Source organism: Micromonospora sp. LOL_025 (assembly GCF_048060285.1).
Taxonomy (GTDB): domain Bacteria; phylum Actinomycetota; class Actinomycetes; order Mycobacteriales; family Micromonosporaceae; genus Micromonospora.
Genome location: NZ_JBHMIR010000001.1, coordinates 212,036 through 228,720 on the forward strand (window position 1 = coordinate 212,036; position 16,685 = coordinate 228,720).

Here is a 16,685-nt window from a genome sequence, read left to right on the forward strand (position 1 = left end):
GCGGGGCCCGGGCGACACGCGCCCGGGCCCCGCGGCGGGAACCGCCGGCCGGCTCAGGTCATGTTGGCGAGGAACTCGCTGTAGAACAGGCCCAGTGCGATGGCCACGCCGATGCCGGCGATGATCCAGAACCGGACCACGATGTTGACCTCGCTCCACCCGGCGAGCTCGAAGTGGTGCTGCAACGGCGACATCCGGAACACCCGCTTGCCGGTGGTGCGGAACGAGATGATCTGGATCACCACGGACATCGTGATGATCACGAAGAGGCCACCGATGATCGGCAGCAGCAGGATCGTCCGGGTGGACATCGCCATGCCGGCGATGAGGCCGCCGAGGCCCAGCGCGCCGGTGTCGCCCATGAAGATCCGCGCCGGCGAGGTGTTCCACCACAGGAAGCCGACGCAGGCCCCGGCCGCCGCGCCGGCGATCAGCGCGATCTCCAGCGGGTCCCGGACGGCGTAGCAGTAGTCCTGGGTGTAGTTCGGGTCGGCGCACCAGTGCCGGTACTGCCAGAAGGCGATCAGCGCGTACGCCGCGAGGACCATCACCGAGGCGCCGGTGGCCAGGCCGTCGAGGCCGTCGGTGAGGTTGACGCCGTTGGTCGCGGCCATCACCACGAAGATGAAGATGACCACCGCACCGATCTTGGTGACGTCCAGCGCCGGGATGTCCCGGATGAAGCTGAGCGTCGTGCTGCCGACGGTCTCGGTGTTGGTCTCGGCCCCCGCGGCGTCGGTCATGGTGCTCGGGAAGTAGAGCGCCACGACGCCGAAGACCGCGCCGACCAGGATCTGCCCGAGCAGCTTGCCGCGCTTGTTGAGACCGCCGCTGTGCCGCTTGCGCACCTTGAGGAAGTCGTCGATGAAGCCGACCGCGCCGGAGAAGACCATCAGCCCCAGCAGCACCAGGGCGGTGATGGTCGGCTCGACCTGGGCGATCTGCGCGTCCGGCAGGGTCGTCAGGGCCAGGTGACCGGCCACGTACGCGATGACCGTGGCGAGGATGAACACCACGCCGCCCATCGTCGGCGTGCCCTTCTTGCCCTCGTTGCTGGCGAGCCCGAGGTTTGATCGGATCGGCTGGCCGGCCTTCAGCCGGGCGAACACCTTGATCGCGATCGGGGTGCAGAACAGCGAGACCAGGAAGGCCACCCCGATGGCGACGATGACCGCCCTCATGCGGCGCCGCCCCCCGTCGCCGTCGGGCCGGATCCGTCCCCGGCGGCGTCCGCGCGCAGCGCGTCGGCCACCTCCCAGGTGCGGTACCGGGAGCCCTTCACCAGGACGACGTCGCCCGGTCGTAACTCGCTGCGCAGCACCTCGACGGCCGCCGCCTGATCGGTGAGCAGCACCGACTCTCCTCCCCAGTCCCCTACCGATGTCGCGCCTTCGTGGATCGGCGCGGCCGGCTCGCCCACCACGAGCAGCCGGTCGACGCCCAGTTCGGCCGCGAGCCGGCCGACCTCGGCGTGCCCGTCGCGTTCGAACGGGCCCAGCTCGGCCATGTATCCGAGCACCGCGACGGTGCGCCGCTCCCGCCCGATGCCGGTCAGCGCGCGCAGCGCGACCGCCATCGAGGCGGGATTGGCGTTGTACGAGTCGTCGATCACGGTCACCCCGTCGACGCGTTCGAAGACGTCCATCCGGCGGGTGGAGACCAGCCCCAGGGCGCCCAGCCCGGTGGCCAGCTCGGCCATCGGCATGCCCAGCTCGCGGGCCACCGCGGCGGCGGCGAGGGAGTTGGACACCTGGTGCCGGCCGGTCAACCCGAGCCGCACCGGCGCGGTCCCCTCCGGGGTGACGAGGGTGTACGCGGGCCGCCCCCGGTCGTCCAGCGTCACGTCCTCGGCCCGCACGTCGGCGTGCGCCGCCTCGCCGTAGCGGACCACCCGGGCGACCGTACGCGAGGCCATCGCGTCGACCAGCGGGTCGTCGGCGTTCAGCACGGCCAGGCCGTCGGCGGGCAACGCCTCGACCAGCTCGCCCTTGGCCAGCGCGATCGTCTCCACCGAGCCGAACTCGCCGATGTGCGCCACCCCGACGTTGAGCACCACGGAGATCCGGGGCGGCACGACGTCGCAGAGGTAGCGCACGTGCCCCACCCCCCGGGCGCCCTTCTCCATCACCAGGTAGCGGGTTTCGGGCCCGGCCTGCAACGCCGTGTACGGGTGCCCCAGCTCGTTGTTGAACGACCCGGGCGGGGCGACGGTCGGGCCGAGCCGCGCGGTGAGCTGCGCGATCAGGTCCTTGGTGGTGGTCTTGCCCGACGAGCCGGTCAACCCGACGACGGTGAGCCCGGGCAGCCGGTCGACCACCACGCGGGCCAGCCGGCCCAGCGCGGCCAGCGCGTCGTCGACCAGCACCATCGGCACGCCGGGCACCGCGCGGGTGCCGAGCACGGCCACCGCGCCGGCCGCCACCGCGCCGGCGGCGTAGTCGTGCCCGTCCACCTTCTCGCCCGGGAAGGCGACGAAGAGCGCACCCGGGCACACCTTGCGCGAGTCGAACTCGACCGGACCGGTGACCCGGGCCTGCGGGTCGGCGCCGGCCAGCCGCCCGTCGACCGCCGAGACGACCTCGGCCAGGCTGAGCGGGATCACCGCTGACCCGCCGGGTCCGCGAAGCGGGCGCGCAGCGCGTCGGCCAGCTCGGTGCGGTCGTCGAACGGGAGCACCTCGCCCCCGATCTCCTGCCCGCGCTCGTGGCCCTTGCCGAGCACCGCGACCACGTCACCCGGCTCGGCCAGCCGGACCGCCGCGTCGATCGCCGTCCGGCGGTCGGCCACCTCCTCGACGCGGGCCGGCGTGCCGGCCTCCCGGGCGCCGGCGAGCACCTCGGCCCGGATCACCGCCGGATCCTCGGTGCGCGGGTTGTCGTCGGTCACCAGCACCACGTCGGCTCCCTCCGCCGCGGCGGCGCCCATCACCGGCCGCTTGCCCCGGTCCCGGTCCCCGCCGGCACCGATCACGCAGATCAGCCGGCCGGCGCCGTACTCCCGCAGCGCCGCCAGCGCGGCGACGATCGCGTCCGCCTTGTGCGCGTAGTCGACCACGCCCCGGACCGGGCCGGGGGCGTCCACCAGCTCCAGCCGGCCGGGGACCCCGCCGCACGCGGCGACCCCGGCGGCGGCGGTCCGCGGGTCCACCCCGGCGGCGACCAGCGCGGCGATGGCCAGCAGGGCGTTGGCCACGTTGTGCCGGCCCGGCAGCGCCACGCCGGCCGGCAGGGTCAGCCCGTCCGGGCCGTGCGCGGTGAACCGCTGCGCGTACCCCTCGCCGCCGATCCCGTCGGCCCACCAGGTGGCGGTCGGGTCGCCGGCCGCCGAGTAGGTGACCGTCGCCGGGCCGTACAGCGGCTTCAGCGCCGGGTCGTCGTGGTTGAGCACCTCGACCGCGCAGCGCCCGTCGAACAGCTGCGCCTTGGCGGCGAAGTAGTCCGCCGGGTCGGCGTGGAAGTCCAGGTGGTCGGAGCCGAAGTTGGTGTAGCCGCCGACCGTGAACCGGACCCCGCCGACCCGGCCCATCGCCAGGGCGTGGCTGGAGACCTCCATGACCACGGCGGTGACGCCGCGCTCGCGGGCGGCGGCCAGCATGGCGTGCAGGTCGGTGGCCTCGGGGGTGGTGCGCACGCTGTCGATCGCCAGGTCGCCGAGGCGGGTCTCGACGGTGCCGATCAGGCCGGTGGTGTGGCCGGCGGCGCGCAGGCCGGACTCGACCAGGTAGGCAGTCGAGGTCTTGCCGGCCGTGCCGGTCACGCCGATCACCGTCAGGTGATCGGTCGGGTCGCCGTAGACGGCCGCGGCGAGGGTGCCCAGCGCCGCGCGCGGGGCGGACACCACCAGCGCCGGCAGGCCCGCCCCGGCCACCGCGGCAGCGCCGGCCGGATCGGTCAGCACGGCCACCGCGCCGGCGGCCGCCGCGCCGGCGGCGAACTCCGCCCCGTGCCGGCGGGCGCCCGGCAGGGCCGCGTACAGGTCGCCGGGGCGGACCTCCTGGCTGGCGTGGGTCACCCCGGTCACCACCAGCTCGGCGGCGCCCTCCGGGGGCTCGACGGCGAGCCGGGCGGCGAGGTCGCCGAGCCGGACACCGATCACGGTACGGGGACGAGGATTGCCGGGCACGGCGTCAGACCCTACCCGGTCGTCCGGTTCCGGCCGCACTGCCGCCCCGGTGGTTCGTCCGCACTCACCGATGATGTCGCGGCGTGGCCGCTCAACGCGGATAGACCGTGAACTTCGGGGCCTTCTCCCCACTCGGCGGCACCCCGTAGTGACGCAGCGTGAACTGCATCATGTCCCGGAACGCGGGGGCCGCGATGTCCCCGCCCCCGCCGGAGGGGGTGTGCGCGAAGACCGCGATCACGTAGCGCGGCTTCTCGGCCGGGGCCATCCCGATGAACGAGGCCACCTCGCCGAGCTGCTTATGCCCGTCGACCAGCCGCCAGCCGGTGCCGGTCTTGCCGGCGACCCGCCACTCGGGGATCGCCGCGGCCCTGCCGGTCGCGTCCTCGACCGTGGTGACCGCCTCCAGGATGTGCCGCAGCGCGGCGGCGTTCTCCGGGCTGAGCACCGACCGGGTGACCGGAGGGTCGGTCGGCGTACGCTTCCCGTCCGGCCCGATCACCTCCCTGACCAGCCGCGGCTGCACGTACGTGCCGTTGTTGGCGATCGTCGCGTAGACGGCGGCCATCTGCAGCGGCGTGGCGTCCACGCTGTGCCCGATCGGCACCGACCCGGCCGACGACCCGCTCCAATCGTCGGCCGGCAGCAGCCGCCCGCTGGCCTCGCCGGGCATGCCCACCCGCGTCGGCTCGCCGAGGCCGAAGCGCTTCTGGTAGTCGATGAGCCGCTCCGGGCCGAGCTTGTCGGCGATCTGGATCGTGCCGACGTTCGACGAGTACGCCATCATGCCGGGCAGGCTCATCCGCTGCCCGTTCGCCTTGTGCGTGTCGGTGAACCAGGTGTCGCCCTTCTTGATGCTGTTCGCGATCGGCAGCGTGGTGTCGGGGGTGATCACGCGTTCCTGGAGCGCGGCGCCGAAGGTGATCGCCTTGTGCACCGAGCCGGGGTCGACCACGAAGCTGGTGGCCGCGTCCTCCCGGTCGGTCGGGTCGCTCGGCAGGGGCTTCGCCGCGTTGTAGGTGGGGTGGCTGGCCTGGGCCAGCACCTCGCCGGAGGGGATCTCGATCACCACGGCGGCGCCGGTGCTGCCCTTGCTCTGCGCCATGTGCCGGCTGAGCATCCGCTGCACCATGAACTGCAGGTCGCGGTCGATGGTGAGCTGGAGCGAGCTGCCCGGCTTGGCCTTCGTCGTCTCGCTGTAGCCGCCGGGGATCGGGGCGGCCAGGTCGCCGAGGCCGACCTCGTAGACCCGCTTGCCGTCCTTGCCGCGCAGCACGTCGTCGTAGCGGGCCTCCAGCCCTTCCAGCCCGACCATGTCCTGGCTGGTGAAGCCGAGCAGGTTGGCCGCGAGGTCCCCGCCGGGCACCTCGCGCCGCTCGTCGCGGTGGGTGTAGATGCCGGGCAGCTCCAGCGCGGTGATCTGCCGGGCCCGGTCGATGTCCACCCCCCGGGCGAGGTACTCGAACTGCGAGTCGTCGCCGTTGACCCGCTTGCGGGGCTTCATCTTCTCGGCCAGCTCCGACGCCGGCATGCCGAGCAGCGGGGACAGCGCCTTGGCGGTGGCCTGCTGGTCCTCGATCTGGGTGGGGTCGGCGTAGACGTATCGGGCCTCGACGCTGTGCGCCAGCGGGGCACCGTCCCGGTCGTAGATCGCGCCGCGCGCCGCCGGCAGGGTGACGGTGCGCAGCCGGTCGGCGAGGCCACCGCCCGCGTACGCCGGAGTCTCCACGGCCTGGAGGACGACCAGCCGGATGCCGATGACGGCGAAGAGCGTCAGGGTGAGCACGGTGCCCAGCCGCAGCCGGCGCCGGGGATCGGCCAGCCGGGGTGGCTTCGGCGGCTTGCGCGACGGCCGCCGGGCGGCGGGACGGTCCGGCCGGCGCGCGGGACGCGGCGCGGCGCGGCGGCGCGGCGCCGGCGGCCCGTCGTCGTGGCGGGGGGTACGCGGGGTGACGGTGCGGACGACGCCGGAGCGGTCCGCCGTCTCCCGCCGGCCGGCCCGGCCGGCGCCCGCGCGCCCGCCGTCGAGGACCTGGAGGGCGGGGCGGAACGGGTCGCCGGAGCGGGTGCTGCGCGGCGTCCGGCGCTGCTCGGCGGGGCCGGCGTCGGCGTCCCGCTCGGCGCGACCGCCGGCGCGCTGCTCGCGCACGGTGCGACCGCGCGGGGTGTACGCCCGGGCGTCGGAGATGCCACCGACCCCCGGCTCGCCGGAGCGCGGCTCGCCGCCCCGGCCACCGGCGTTACGCGACGAACCGCGCCGGGAGCCTGTGGCGTCCCGGCGCGGTTCCTCCGATCTCGGCGGCACGGTCGTCAGCCTCCCGCACCCTGCTGGCTGGTGATCGAGGGCTGGCCCCCGGCCGGCTGCGGCACGCCGATGACCTTGCCGTCGGGCAGCCGGATGTAGGCCGGCTCGCCCGCCTCCACCAGACCCAGCTTGCGGGCCCGGGCCTCCAGGTTGCCCGGGGCCTCCGCGTCGGCGATCTCCTTGGTCAGCTGCTGCTGCTCCACGTCGAGCTTGGCCTGCTGCTCCTGGAGCTTCTCCAGCCGGAAGGCGTTCTCGTTGATCTTCGTGTTGACCAGCAGGATGCCGAGCACCCCGCCGACCACCAGCACCACCACCAGGGCGGCGAAGGGCGCCCGCGGCACCTTCACCGGCGGCGGCGGCGCCACCCGCAGCCGGGGCGGACGCGCCGTGACGGCGCCGTCCCGCTCGGCCGGCCGCAGCGCGGCGCTGCCCTGGGTCGGGAACTCGCGCGCCCCCCGGGCGCGAGTCTCCCCCTGCCGGTTCGCGCGGTCCGCCCGCGGCGTGCCGGTCCCGATGCGCGTGGCCCGCTCCGCCGCGGTCCGGCCCCCCGACCGCGGTGCGCGCTGCCCGCCGCCGGCGATGTCCCGGCGGTCGCGCTTGTCAATGGTCATGTCCCTCCCCCTCTTCGTCCGTCCCTGTCCCGTCCCCCGGGGTTCGTCGGATCCGTGTCGGATCCTCCGGACCCCGCCCCTGGTTGGTGCATCGCCTTGACCCGCCGGCGGTACCGTTCGCGGTCGGTACCCCCCTGCTGCGCCGCGTCCGGGTCGAGTCGCTCCGCGGCCCGCAGCCGCACGGACGCGGCGCGCGGGTTCGCGGCGACCTCCGCCTCCCCGGGCAGTTCGGCGCCCCGGCTGAGCAGCCGGAACGTCGGACCGGACCCGGGCAGTTCGACCGGGAGGTCGACCGGGCCCTTGCTGCGGACCCGGTCGCTGAGCGCCGCCTTGGTGAGCCGGTCCTCCAGCGAGTGGTAGGACAGGACCACCATGCGGCCGCCCACGTTGAGCTTGTCGAGCGCGGCCGGCAGCGCCGTCTCCAGCGCTGCCAGCTCCTTGTTTACCTCGATCCGTAAAGCCTGAAACGTTCTCTTGGCCGGGTGTCCCCCGGTTCGTCGGGCGGGTGCCGGAATGGACTCCCTGACCAGTTCGGCCAGCCGCGCCGACGAGGTGATCCGGGCCCGCTCGCGCTCGCGGATGATCGCCGAGGCGATCCGGCCCGCGAACTTCTCCTCGCCGTAGACCCGCAGCACGCGGGCCAGGTCCGGATGGGGGTACGTGTTGACCACCTCCTCGGCGGTCACCCCCCGGGTCTGGTCCATGCGCATGTCCAGCGGGGCGTCCTGCGCGTAGGCGAACCCGCGGTCGGGTGCGTCGAGTTGCAGGGAGGAGACGCCCAGGTCGAACAGGATCCCGTCGATCGCCGGGTAGCCCAGCCGACCGAGCACCTCCGGCAGCTCGTCGTAGACGGCGTGCTCCAGGTGTACGCGGTCGGCGAAGCGGGCGAGCCGGACGCGTGCGTGGGCAAGCGCCTCGGTGTCCCGGTCCAGCCCGATCAGCACCGTCTCCGGATGCGCCTCGAGCACCGCCTCGGCGTGCCCGGCCAGGCCCAGCGTCGCGTCGACGTGGACCGTCCGCCCGCCCCGGCCCAGCGCGGGGGCCAGCAACTCGAGACACCGCTCGAGCAGCACCGGCACGTGCGTGCCGCGTAGCTCCCCCATGTCGACCCCCACTGGTGTGAAACCTTCGTCCTTCACGCGTCTGTCGTCGGACGACGCCGTGCCGTCGTACCGCCAGATCCCCATCCGCTCCCGCCCGTCGGAGGCCGCGGCCCTCCGATCGGATCGTGCGCCTGGCACCGGGGAAGGGGTGCCAGGAACTCGAAAGCGGGTGGAGATCTCGCAGTACGTCGGGCGCCGTCACGCCCTACAGACCGCCGGGCAGCACCCCCTCCTCGATGTCGGCGAAGTCGTCTTCGCTCTCCGCGAGGTAGGTCTCCCAGGCAGCCTTGTCCCAGATTTCCACCCGGGTGCTCGCGCCGATCACGACCAGATCGCGGTCGAGGGCGGCGTAGGCCCGCAGGTGGGCCGGGATCGTCACCCGGCCCTGCTTGTCGGGCACCTCGTCGTGCGCGCTGGCGAAGAAGACCCGGCTGTAGGCTCGGGCCGCCTTGTTCGTCATCGGCTGCGCGCGCAACTGCTCCGCGATCCGCTGGAACTCGGGCATCGGGAAGGCGTAGAGGCAGCGATCCTGCCCTTTGGTAATCACGACACCCCCCGCCAGCTCGTCCCGGAACTTCGCCGGGAGGATCAACCGGCCTTTGTCGTCCAGGCGTGGGGTGTGGGTGCCGAGGAACATCGGCCCAACCCCCTCGCCCTTGAGCGGCGTTCGCGGCGCCGCTGACCCCCCGGGCCGGTGGGCCCTCCCGGCCTCACCACTGCGCCCCACTCTACTCCACTTCCCTCCACCCGCAACCAGAATCGCCCGCGTGGCGCGGCCTTTCGGCGCGCAAAACCGCACGTCAACGGGGGTGGAGCGGAGTGGAGGGCCGCGGGGCCCGCCGGGCCCGTCCGCTTTCCGACATAGATCGACTCCGTCCGGCTGAGCGCGTCCCGACCGCCCCGTCGGGTCACCCCGGCCGAACGGTTCGCCGTCGGCGGCGATCTGGCGGGGTCGCCGGTCCGGTAACCTCGCTCGGGTGACGGACGCGAAGATGCCCCTGCGGGCAAAGGTGGCCAGCTCGGTGTCGCGGACCGCCGCGGCGCTGTCGCGGGCCGCGGGGCGCGGTGACGGCTCCGTGATCGGCGGCTGGATCGGCCTGAAGATCGACCCGGACCTGCTGGCCCACCTGTCGGCAGGGCGTGCCATCGCCCTGATCTCCGGCACCAACGGCAAGACCACCACCACCCGGCTCACCGCGGCGGCGGTCGGGGTGCTCGGCCGCGTCGCCACCAACTCGTTCGGCGCCAACATGCCGACCGGGCACACCTCGGCGCTCGCCAAGGCCGGCAGCACGCCCTACGCGGTGCTGGAGGTTGACGAGCACTACCTCGCCCAGGTGCTGGACGCCACCGAGCCGCACGTGGTGGCGCTGCTCAACCTCTCCCGCGACCAGCTCGACCGGGCCAAGGAGGTCGCCATGATGGCGCAGCTCTGGCGCGCCGCGCTGGTCCGGCACACCAACGTGCGCGTCGTCGCCAACGCCGACGACCCGATGGTGGTGTGGGCCGCCACCCCGCCGCCCAACCACGACCACCGCATCGCCCCGCCGCACGTCACCTGGTTCAGCGCCGGGCAACGGTGGCACGACGACTCCTGGGTCTGCCCCGAGTGCGGCTCCACCATCCAGCGCTCCGGCGACCAGTGGTGGTGCAGCGGCTGCCCGCTGCACCGACCCGAGCCGCAGTGGACGGTGGAGGACGACGGCGTGCTCGACCCGACGGGCGCCTGGCACAAGGTCAAGCTCCAGCTCCCCGGCAAGGTCAACGTCGGCAACGCCGCGACCGCGCTGGCCGTCGCCGCCGAGTTCGGCGTCCGGCCCGTGGACGCGGTGCTCCAGCTCGGCACCGTCGCCTCCGTCGCGGGCCGCTACGCCCAGGTCGACCGGGACGGGCGCAACATCCGGCTGCTGCTGGCGAAGAACCCGGCCAGCTGGCTGGAGGCGTTCGACATGGCCGACGTCGCCCCGACACTGCTCTCCATCAACGCCCGGGACCCCGACGGGCTGGACACCTCGTGGCTCTTCGACGTCGACTTCGCCCCGCTCCGGGGCCGGCAGGTGCTGATCACCGGCGACCGCGCGTACGACCTCGCGGTCCGGCTGGAGGTCAACGACGTGCCCTTCCAGCATGTGCGGACATTCGCCGACGCCGTCCGGTCGGTGCCCCCGGGGCGCCTGGAGGTCATCGCGAACTACACCGCGTTCCAGGACATCCGAGCGGAGTTGGACCGTGTCAACTGAGAGCCTGCGCATCGTCTGGATCTACCCCGACCTGCTCTCCACCTACGGCGACCGGGGCAACGCCCTGATCCTCGCCCGCCGGGCGCGGCAGCGCGGCTTCCCGGTGGAGGTGCTGGAGGTGCGTTCCGACCAGCGCCTGCCCTCCACCGCCGACATCTACCTCATCGGCGGCGGCGAGGACGGCCCGCAGGCGCTCGGCGCGCAGCGGCTGCTCGCCGACGGCGGCCTGCACCGGGCGGTCGCCCAGGGCTCGGTCGTGTTCGGGGTCTGCGCCGGCTACCAGCTCCTCGGCACCTCCTTCTTCGCCAAGGGCACCCTCTGCGCCGGGCTGGAACTGCTCGACCTCTCCTCCGACCGGGGGCCGACCCGCGCCGTCGGCGAGCTGGCCGGCGAGATCGACCCACGGCTGGGCGTGCCGGCGCTGACCGGGTTCGAGAACCACGGCGGGCGCACCCACCTCGGCCCGGGGGTCTCCCCGCTGGCCCGGGTCACCGCCGGGGTCGGCAACGACGGCGCCACCGAGGGGGCGTGGCGGGGCAAGCTGCTCGGCACGTATTCGCACGGCCCGGCCCTGGCCCGCAATCCCGCCCTGGCGGACCTGCTGCTGCGCTGGGCCACGGGTGCGCACCAGCTCCCGCCGCTGGACGACACCTGGCCGGACCGGCTGCGCGCCGAGCGCCGCGCCGCGGTGGCCGCCGCCGCCCGGGTATGATCCCCGCCGTCCGGCGGCTGCTGCGGCAGCCGTCGGCCGTCCGGTTCGCGCTGCTGCTGCTCCTGCTCGTCACCTTCGGGGCGGTGCTGCTCGTCGTCGACCTGCCCGAGGCGCACCAGTTGCCCCGGCTGGCCGACCGGCTGGGCGGCCTCGCCCCCGTGGCGGCCGTCCTCGGCGGGGCGCTGCTGCTGGTCGCGCTGGTCCCACGGACCTTCATCACGCTCGCCTCGGGGGCGATCTTCGGTGCGCTGGAGGGCGCCGCGTACGCGCTGGGCGCCGCGCTGCTCGCCGCGGCGCTGGGCTTCGCGGTCGGCCGCCTGCTCGGGCGGGAGTTCGTCGCCGACCGGGTACGCGGCCGGCTGGCCCGGCTGGACGGCTGGTTCGCCCGGCAGAGCGTGCTCGGCGTGATCACCGTACGGCTGCTGCCGATCGCCGGCTTCGGGCTGGTCAGCTACGGCTACGGCACCACCGGCGCCCGGGTGCTGCCATTCCTCGCCGGCAGCGTGATCGCCTCCGCGCCCACCGCGTTCGGCTACGCGGCGGTGGGCGCGGCGGTCACCTCCCCGGGCGACGTCAACTGGTTCGGCGCCGCTCCGGCCGCGCTCGGCCTGATCGCCAGCGTCGTGCTGATCCGCCGCTGGTGGCGCGCCGAGCGGCAGCGCCGGCTCGGGCCGAGCTGAGGCCGGCGTGCGCAGCGGGTCGCCCGGAGCGGGCGGGGACACCGGGCCAGAACACGACCGGCGGCGGCCGAGCGGCGCCACCGGTCGCGTCGACCCGACGGTCGCCGAGGAGCGGCTGCGCGGCGGCTTCATCGCCGAGGTGGTCCGGGTCGGCGACACCGTCCGGCGTACGCCGCCGGAGAACGCCGAGTTCGTCGCCGCGCTGCTGCGGCACCTGGAGCGGGTGGGCGCGGACGTCGCGCCCCGCCACCTCGGCACGGACGAGCAGGGGCGGCAGGTACTCAGCCACGTCGACGGCCGGGTGCCGTGGCGGGACCGGGAGGATCCGGCGTACCTCGCCGACCCGGCGCTGACCCGGCTGGCCGAGCTGGTCCGGCGGCTGCACGACGCCTGCGCGGGCACCCCGCTGGCCGGGGACGCCGAGACGGTCTGCCACCGCGACCTGTCCCCGAGGAACACGGTGTACCGGGACTCCCCCGCCGGCCCGCTGCCCGTGGCGCTGATCGACTGGGACCTCGCCGCGCCCGGCCGGCGGGTCGAGGACGTCGCCTTCGCCGCCTGGCACTGGGCGGCGCCGGGGCCGGGAGCCGACCCGGTGGAGCTGGGCCGGCGCGCCCGGCTGCTCTGCGACGCCTACGAGGCGGCCGGCACGGGGTCGCCCGCGCTGCCCCGCACCGAACTGGTCGACGTGATGCTCGCCCAGATCGACGGGACCTGGCGCGGGATCGCGGCCGGCGCGCAGCGGGGCGACCCGGCCATGCGCCAGCTCCGCGAGGCGGGGGTCGCCGACACGGTGCGCCAGTGGCACGGATGGCTGGCCGAGCACCGCCCGGTGGTGACGGCCGCGCTGCGCTGACCGGCTCGCGCCCGCGCGGCGGCCACGGCGCGCTGACCGGCTCCACGCCGCACGGCGGCCACGGCGTGCGGACCGCCGGCTGCGGTGCGCCCGACCGCCCAGAGCGCGCCCGCCCCACCGGGTCGCGCGCCTCATCCCGCCGGGGAGACCAGCCCCGCCTCGTAGGCGGCGATGACGAGGTGCACCCGGTCGCGGGCGCCCAGCTTGCTGAACAGCCGGGCCACGTGCGCCTTGGCGGTGGCCGCGCTGATCACCAGCTCGGCGGCGATCTCGCCGTTGGACAGGCCCCGGCCGACGAGCGTCAGCACCTCGCGCTCCCGCTCGGTGACGCCGTCGAGGGCCCGGGTCGGGGCGGCGGGGGTCGGCCGGCGGGCGAACTCGGCGATGAGCCGGCGGGTGACCCCGGGGGCGATCAGCGCGTCCCCGGCGGCGACCACCCGGACCGCGCCCAGGATGTCGTCCAGGGCCATGTCCTTGACCAGGAAGCCGCTCGCGCCGGCGCGCAGCGCGGCGTGCACGTGCTCGTCGTCGTCGAAGGTGGTGAGCACGAGGACGCGGGTGACGCCGCCGTGCGCGGTGATCGCGCGGGTGGCCTGGATGCCGTCCATGCCGGGCATCCGCAGGTCCATCAGCACCACGTCCGGCACGACCTCGCGGGCCAGCCGCACCGCCTCGGCCCCCGTGCCCGCCTCGCCGACGACGTCGATGTCGGGGGCGTCGGCGATGAGCACCCGTAGGCCGGCGCGGACCAGTGGCTGGTCGTCGACGAGCAGCACCCGGACGCTCACCGCTCCCCCGCCCCGGTCCGCGACCCGGCCGGCTCCACCGCCGCCGGCGACACCGGTGACACCGCCGTCGACGGCGGCACCGGCAGCGACGCCGCCACCCGGAAGCCGCCCCCCGGGCGCGGTCCCGCGTGGAACCGGCCGCCGGCCAGGGCGACGCGTTCCCGCATGCCGACGATGCCGTGCCCCTCGCCGCCGACCGCGCCGCCCCGACCGTCGTCGACGACCTCGACGGCGACCTCGTCGGGGGTGTGCGCGACGGTGACCCGGCAGCGGTCGCTGCCCGCGTGTCGTACCACGTTGGTGAGTGCCTCCTGCACGATCCGGAACGCGGCGAGGTCGACCTCGGCCGGGACCGGCCGTCGTTCGCCGTCGCGCCGCAGGTCCACCCGCACCCCGGCGTCGGCGGCGGCGGTTACCAGCCGGTCGAGGTCGTCCAGCCCGGGCGTCGGATCCAGCGACGCCGACTCCGACTGCGGGCGGCGCAGCGCGCCGAGCGTACGCCGCAGGCCGGCCAGGGTGTCGCGGCTGGTCGCCTCGATGGTGGCCAGCGCGGCGCGCGCCTGCGCCGGCTGCGTGTCGATGACCCGGGCCCCCACGCCGGCCTGGATGGCGATCACCCCGATGCTGTGCGCGACCATGTCGTGCAGCTCGCGGGCGATACGCAGCCGCTCGGCGGTGACCGCCTCGGCGGCGGCGTGCGACCGCAGCGCCTCGGCGTAGCCGCGCCGGGCGCGCACCGAGTTGCCGACCGTCCACGCGGTGACGACCGCCAGCACGGAGATCATGGCGCGGCTCACCGGGTCGGTCGAGGGGTTCACGAAGCTCGCGGTGACCTGCACGGCGAGCACCACGACGGCCACCGGCACCGAGACGCGGCGGGACCTCCTCGCCGCGATCAGCCCCGCCACCATGTCCACCGCCAGGAACTGCGCGTACCAGATGTCGGCCAGGTAGCCGTCCTCCGGGACGTTGACGGCCACGGTGACCACGCACGCCGCGACGAGCATCAGCGCCAGGGCCAGCACCGGCCGGCGCCGCAGCAGGCCGGCGGGCGGGGCCACGGCCAGCAGCGGCACCAGGTAGCGCTCGGAGAGCCACCAGTCGCCGAACCCCACGCCGTTGCGGCTCGACGCCACGACCGGGGCCATGAGCACCGCCACCGGCAGCACCGCGACGCCGATCCAGGGCAGCACCGACCGCACCAGCGCCGGGGCGCGGCGCGGCGGCGGTGCGGTCGCATCCATGCCGCACACGGTAGCCAGCCCGCCGCCGCCCGGGCATCGGCCCACGGGCGTACACCCCGGGGCGGGTCACCGACCGCCGGGTGTGGCCGCCGGGGCGACGCCCCGCCGCCCGCCGCCCGGCAGCGTGGGTGGAGTGATCGAACTGAACGCCCTGACGAGACGGTACGGCCGCACGACGGCCGTCGACGACCTCACCCTGACCGTGCGCCCCGGCCACGTGACCGGGTTCCTGGGCCCCAACGGGGCCGGCAAGTCCACCACGCTACGGATGATCATCGGGCTCACCGCGCCGACCAGCGGCACCGTCACCGTCGACGGGGTCCGGTTCGCCGACCGGCCGCGCGGGCTGCGCCACGCCGGCGCGTTGCTCGACGCCGGGGACGTGCACGGCGGGCGCAGCGCCGTCGCCCACCTGTCGGCCCTGGCCCGCAGCAACGGCCTCGGGCGCGCCCGGGTCGACGAGGTGCTGCGGGAGGTGGGCCTGTCCGCCGTCGCGCGGCGGCGCATCGGCGGCTTCTCGCTCGGCATGCGGCAGCGGCTCGGGATCGCCGCCGCGCTGCTCGGGGACCCGCCCGTACTGCTCTTCGACGAGCCGTTCAACGGCCTCGACCCGGAGGGGGTGCGGTGGGTGCGGGACCTGTTCCGGCGGCTGGCGGCCGAGGGGCGCACGGTCTTCGTCTCCAGCCACCTGATGAGCGAGATGCAGAACTGCGTCGACCGGCTCGTGGTGATCGGCCGGGGCCGGCTGATCGCCGAGCAGAGCCTCGCCGAGTTCGCCGCCGGGAGCACCCGGGCCGCCGTGACCGTCCGTACGCCCGACCGGGCGACGCTGTCCGCCGTGCTCACGGCCGAGGGCGCGCATGTCCGACCCGACGACGCCGGGGCGCTCGTCGTGACCGGCCTGACGGCCGCGCGGATCGGCGACCTCGCGCTCGCTCACGGCGTCGGACTGCACGAACTGACCACCCGTACCGCCTCGCTGGAGGAGGCCTTCATGGCGCTCACCGCCGACAGCGTCGAGTACCTGGCCGGGGAGGGGACCCGATGACCGCCGTGACCGGGCCGACCCGCCGACCGGCCGTGACCGGGGCGCCGGCCCGCTTCCGCGACCTGCTGGCCGCCGAGTGGATCAAACTCTGGTCGCTGCGCTCGACCCGCTGGACGCTGCCGCTGGTCTATCTGTCGTGGTCGGGGTCAGCGTCAACGCCAGCCTCGCCGACCACCGGAACTGGCCGGCGTACCCCGAGAGGCGCCGGGAGATGTTCCGCCTGTACGGGCCGGTGCGCGACGCCTTCCCCGAGGCCGGCTACCTGCTGCTGATCCTCGCCTCGGCGACCATCGGCGCGCTGACCGTCGTCGGCGAGCACCAGAGCGGGCTGATCCGGGCCACGTTCGCCGCCGTCCCCGCCCGCCGCGCGGTGGTCGCGGCGAAGGCCGCCGTACTGGCCGGGGTCATGCTCGTGTTCGGCACGGTGACCGCGGCGACCTCGTTCTGGGTGTCCCAGGCGATCCTCGCCGACCGGGGCGCCGGCTGGTCGATCGGCGAGCCGGGGGTGCTGCGCGCCGTCGCGGCGAGCGCCGTGCTGGTGCCCGTGTGCGCGCTGGTCGGGATGGGTCTGGGCGCGCTCACCCGACACGCCGCCGGGGCCGTGGCCGCGGCCACGTCGGTACTCGTGCTGGTGCCGATGACGGTGGACAGCGACGAGCACCGGTGGATCGCCGAGCTGTACAACGCCCTGCCGCTGACCGCCTGGCTGCGCCTGATCGAGGTGCACCCCGACGTCCTCAACCCGGACCCGTACCCGGCCACCGTCACCGGCTCCTGGCTGACCCTGGCCACCTGGTCCCTCACGGCCACCCTCACGGCGATCACCCTCACCCACCACCGCGACCCCTGACCCACCCCACCCCACCCACCCTTGCCCCCACGCCCACGCCCCGCCCCCGCGCCCCACCCCCTCGCGTCGATCATGCAGTTATGGTGGCCGATTCATCCCGGCCCGGGGACTTCGTCCCCCACCACA

Annotated in this window: 14 protein-coding genes and 1 pseudogene; 6 read left to right on the top strand and 9 right to left on the bottom strand. The window is 75.0% G+C overall.

What is annotated here, in order from left to right; translation table 11 throughout:
* Positions 1-53: 53 nt before the first annotated feature.
* From mraY to mraZ, 7 genes and pseudogenes are all read right to left on the bottom strand, one after another.
* A complete protein-coding gene (mraY, locus tag ACFHW0_RS01005; RefSeq protein ID WP_088999238.1) occupies positions 54-1,181 on the bottom strand; it encodes a phospho-N-acetylmuramoyl-pentapeptide-transferase in 1,128 nt (375 codons plus the stop codon).
* Positions 1,178-2,602, bottom strand: coding sequence for a UDP-N-acetylmuramoyl-tripeptide--D-alanyl-D-alanine ligase (locus ACFHW0_RS01010; protein ID WP_416604799.1), 1,425 nt, complete (start codon positions 2,600-2,602; stop codon positions 1,178-1,180). Before ACFHW0_RS01010 ends, mraY begins: the two co-directional genes overlap by 4 nt.
* On the bottom strand, positions 2,599-4,161 hold the full coding sequence (locus ACFHW0_RS01015; protein ID WP_416604800.1) for a UDP-N-acetylmuramoyl-L-alanyl-D-glutamate--2,6-diaminopimelate ligase: 1,563 nt from the start codon (positions 4,159-4,161) through the stop codon (positions 2,599-2,601). Before ACFHW0_RS01015 ends, ACFHW0_RS01010 begins: the two co-directional genes overlap by 4 nt.
* A gap of 52 nt (positions 4,162-4,213) precedes the next feature.
* Positions 4,214-6,427, bottom strand: a complete 2,214-nt coding sequence (locus ACFHW0_RS01020; RefSeq protein WP_416604801.1) for a peptidoglycan D,D-transpeptidase FtsI family protein — start codon at positions 6,425-6,427, stop codon at positions 4,214-4,216.
* A 5-nt stretch (positions 6,428-6,432) separates the two neighbouring features.
* Complete coding sequence (locus ACFHW0_RS01025) at positions 6,433-7,038, bottom strand: septum formation initiator family protein (protein WP_416604802.1); 606 nt, start codon at positions 7,036-7,038, stop codon at positions 6,433-6,435.
* Positions 7,028-8,141, bottom strand: a pseudogene (rsmH, locus tag ACFHW0_RS01030) (16S rRNA (cytosine(1402)-N(4))-methyltransferase RsmH). The gene ACFHW0_RS01025 and the pseudogene rsmH overlap by 11 nt, the downstream one beginning before the upstream one ends.
* Positions 8,142-8,346: 205 nt before the next feature.
* Positions 8,347-8,778 (bottom strand): division/cell wall cluster transcriptional repressor MraZ, encoded by a 432-nt coding sequence (mraZ, locus tag ACFHW0_RS01035; protein WP_121400551.1) that lies wholly within the window; start codon positions 8,776-8,778, stop codon positions 8,347-8,349.
* Positions 8,779-9,133: 355 nt separating this feature from the next.
* Between mraZ and ACFHW0_RS01040 the strand changes: the two genes are divergently transcribed.
* The 4 genes from ACFHW0_RS01040 to ACFHW0_RS01055 are packed head-to-tail and all read left to right on the top strand — an operon-like array spanning position 9,134 to position 12,629.
* Positions 9,134-10,381 (top strand): MurT ligase domain-containing protein, encoded by a 1,248-nt coding sequence (locus ACFHW0_RS01040; protein ID WP_416605232.1) that lies wholly within the window; start codon positions 9,134-9,136, stop codon positions 10,379-10,381.
* Complete coding sequence (locus ACFHW0_RS01045) at positions 10,371-11,093, top strand: type 1 glutamine amidotransferase (protein WP_416604804.1); 723 nt, start codon at positions 10,371-10,373, stop codon at positions 11,091-11,093. Before ACFHW0_RS01040 ends, ACFHW0_RS01045 begins: the two co-directional genes overlap by 11 nt.
* On the top strand, positions 11,090-11,773 hold the full coding sequence (locus ACFHW0_RS01050) for a TVP38/TMEM64 family protein (RefSeq protein WP_416604805.1): 684 nt from the start codon (positions 11,090-11,092) through the stop codon (positions 11,771-11,773). Before ACFHW0_RS01045 ends, ACFHW0_RS01050 begins: the two co-directional genes overlap by 4 nt.
* Before the next feature lie 7 nt (positions 11,774-11,780).
* Positions 11,781-12,629 (top strand): aminoglycoside phosphotransferase family protein, encoded by an 849-nt coding sequence (locus ACFHW0_RS01055; protein ID WP_416604807.1) that lies wholly within the window; start codon positions 11,781-11,783, stop codon positions 12,627-12,629.
* 131 nt (positions 12,630-12,760) lie between these two features.
* Here ACFHW0_RS01055 and ACFHW0_RS01060 read toward each other — a convergent pair whose 3' ends face one another.
* The gene (locus ACFHW0_RS01060) at positions 12,761-13,417 is read right to left on the bottom strand and encodes a response regulator (protein ID WP_416604809.1); all 657 of its coding nucleotides are present in this window, start codon (positions 13,415-13,417) and stop codon (positions 12,761-12,763) included.
* Positions 13,414-14,661 carry a sensor histidine kinase gene (locus ACFHW0_RS01065; protein WP_416604810.1) on the bottom strand — a complete coding sequence of 416 codons (1,248 nt, stop codon included), beginning with the start codon at positions 14,659-14,661 and terminating at the stop codon, positions 13,414-13,416. Before ACFHW0_RS01065 ends, ACFHW0_RS01060 begins: the two co-directional genes overlap by 4 nt.
* A gap of 133 nt (positions 14,662-14,794) precedes the next feature.
* On the opposite strand from ACFHW0_RS01065, the gene ACFHW0_RS01070 reads away from it, so the two are divergent.
* Both ACFHW0_RS01070 and ACFHW0_RS01075 read left to right on the top strand, forming a co-directional pair.
* Positions 14,795-15,709, top strand: coding sequence for an ABC transporter ATP-binding protein (locus tag ACFHW0_RS01070; protein ID WP_416604811.1), 915 nt, complete (start codon positions 14,795-14,797; stop codon positions 15,707-15,709).
* 76 nt (positions 15,710-15,785) lie between these two features.
* Complete coding sequence (locus ACFHW0_RS01075; RefSeq protein WP_416604813.1) at positions 15,786-16,559, top strand: ABC transporter permease; 774 nt, start codon at positions 15,786-15,788, stop codon at positions 16,557-16,559.
* Positions 16,560-16,685: the final 126 nt, after the last annotated feature.

What these genes read in the sequence shown, in the direction of transcription:
- mraY (WP_088999238.1), bottom strand. Translation starts at nt 1,181, where the DNA reads ATGAGGGCGGTCATCGTCGCCATCGGGGTGGCCTTCCTGGTCTCGCTG.
- ACFHW0_RS01025 (WP_416604802.1), bottom strand. Translation starts at nt 7,038, where the DNA reads ATGACCATTGACAAGCGCGACCGCCGGGACATCGCCGGCGGCGGGCAG.
- mraZ (WP_121400551.1), bottom strand. Translation starts at nt 8,778, where the DNA reads ATGTTCCTCGGCACCCACACCCCACGCCTGGACGACAAAGGCCGGTTG.
- ACFHW0_RS01040 (WP_416605232.1), top strand. Translation starts at nt 9,134, where the DNA reads ATGCCCCTGCGGGCAAAGGTGGCCAGCTCGGTGTCGCGGACCGCCGCG.
- ACFHW0_RS01050 (WP_416604805.1), top strand. Translation starts at nt 11,090, where the DNA reads ATGATCCCCGCCGTCCGGCGGCTGCTGCGGCAGCCGTCGGCCGTCCGG.
- ACFHW0_RS01065 (WP_416604810.1), bottom strand. Translation starts at nt 14,661, where the DNA reads ATGGATGCGACCGCACCGCCGCCGCGCCGCGCCCCGGCGCTGGTGCGG.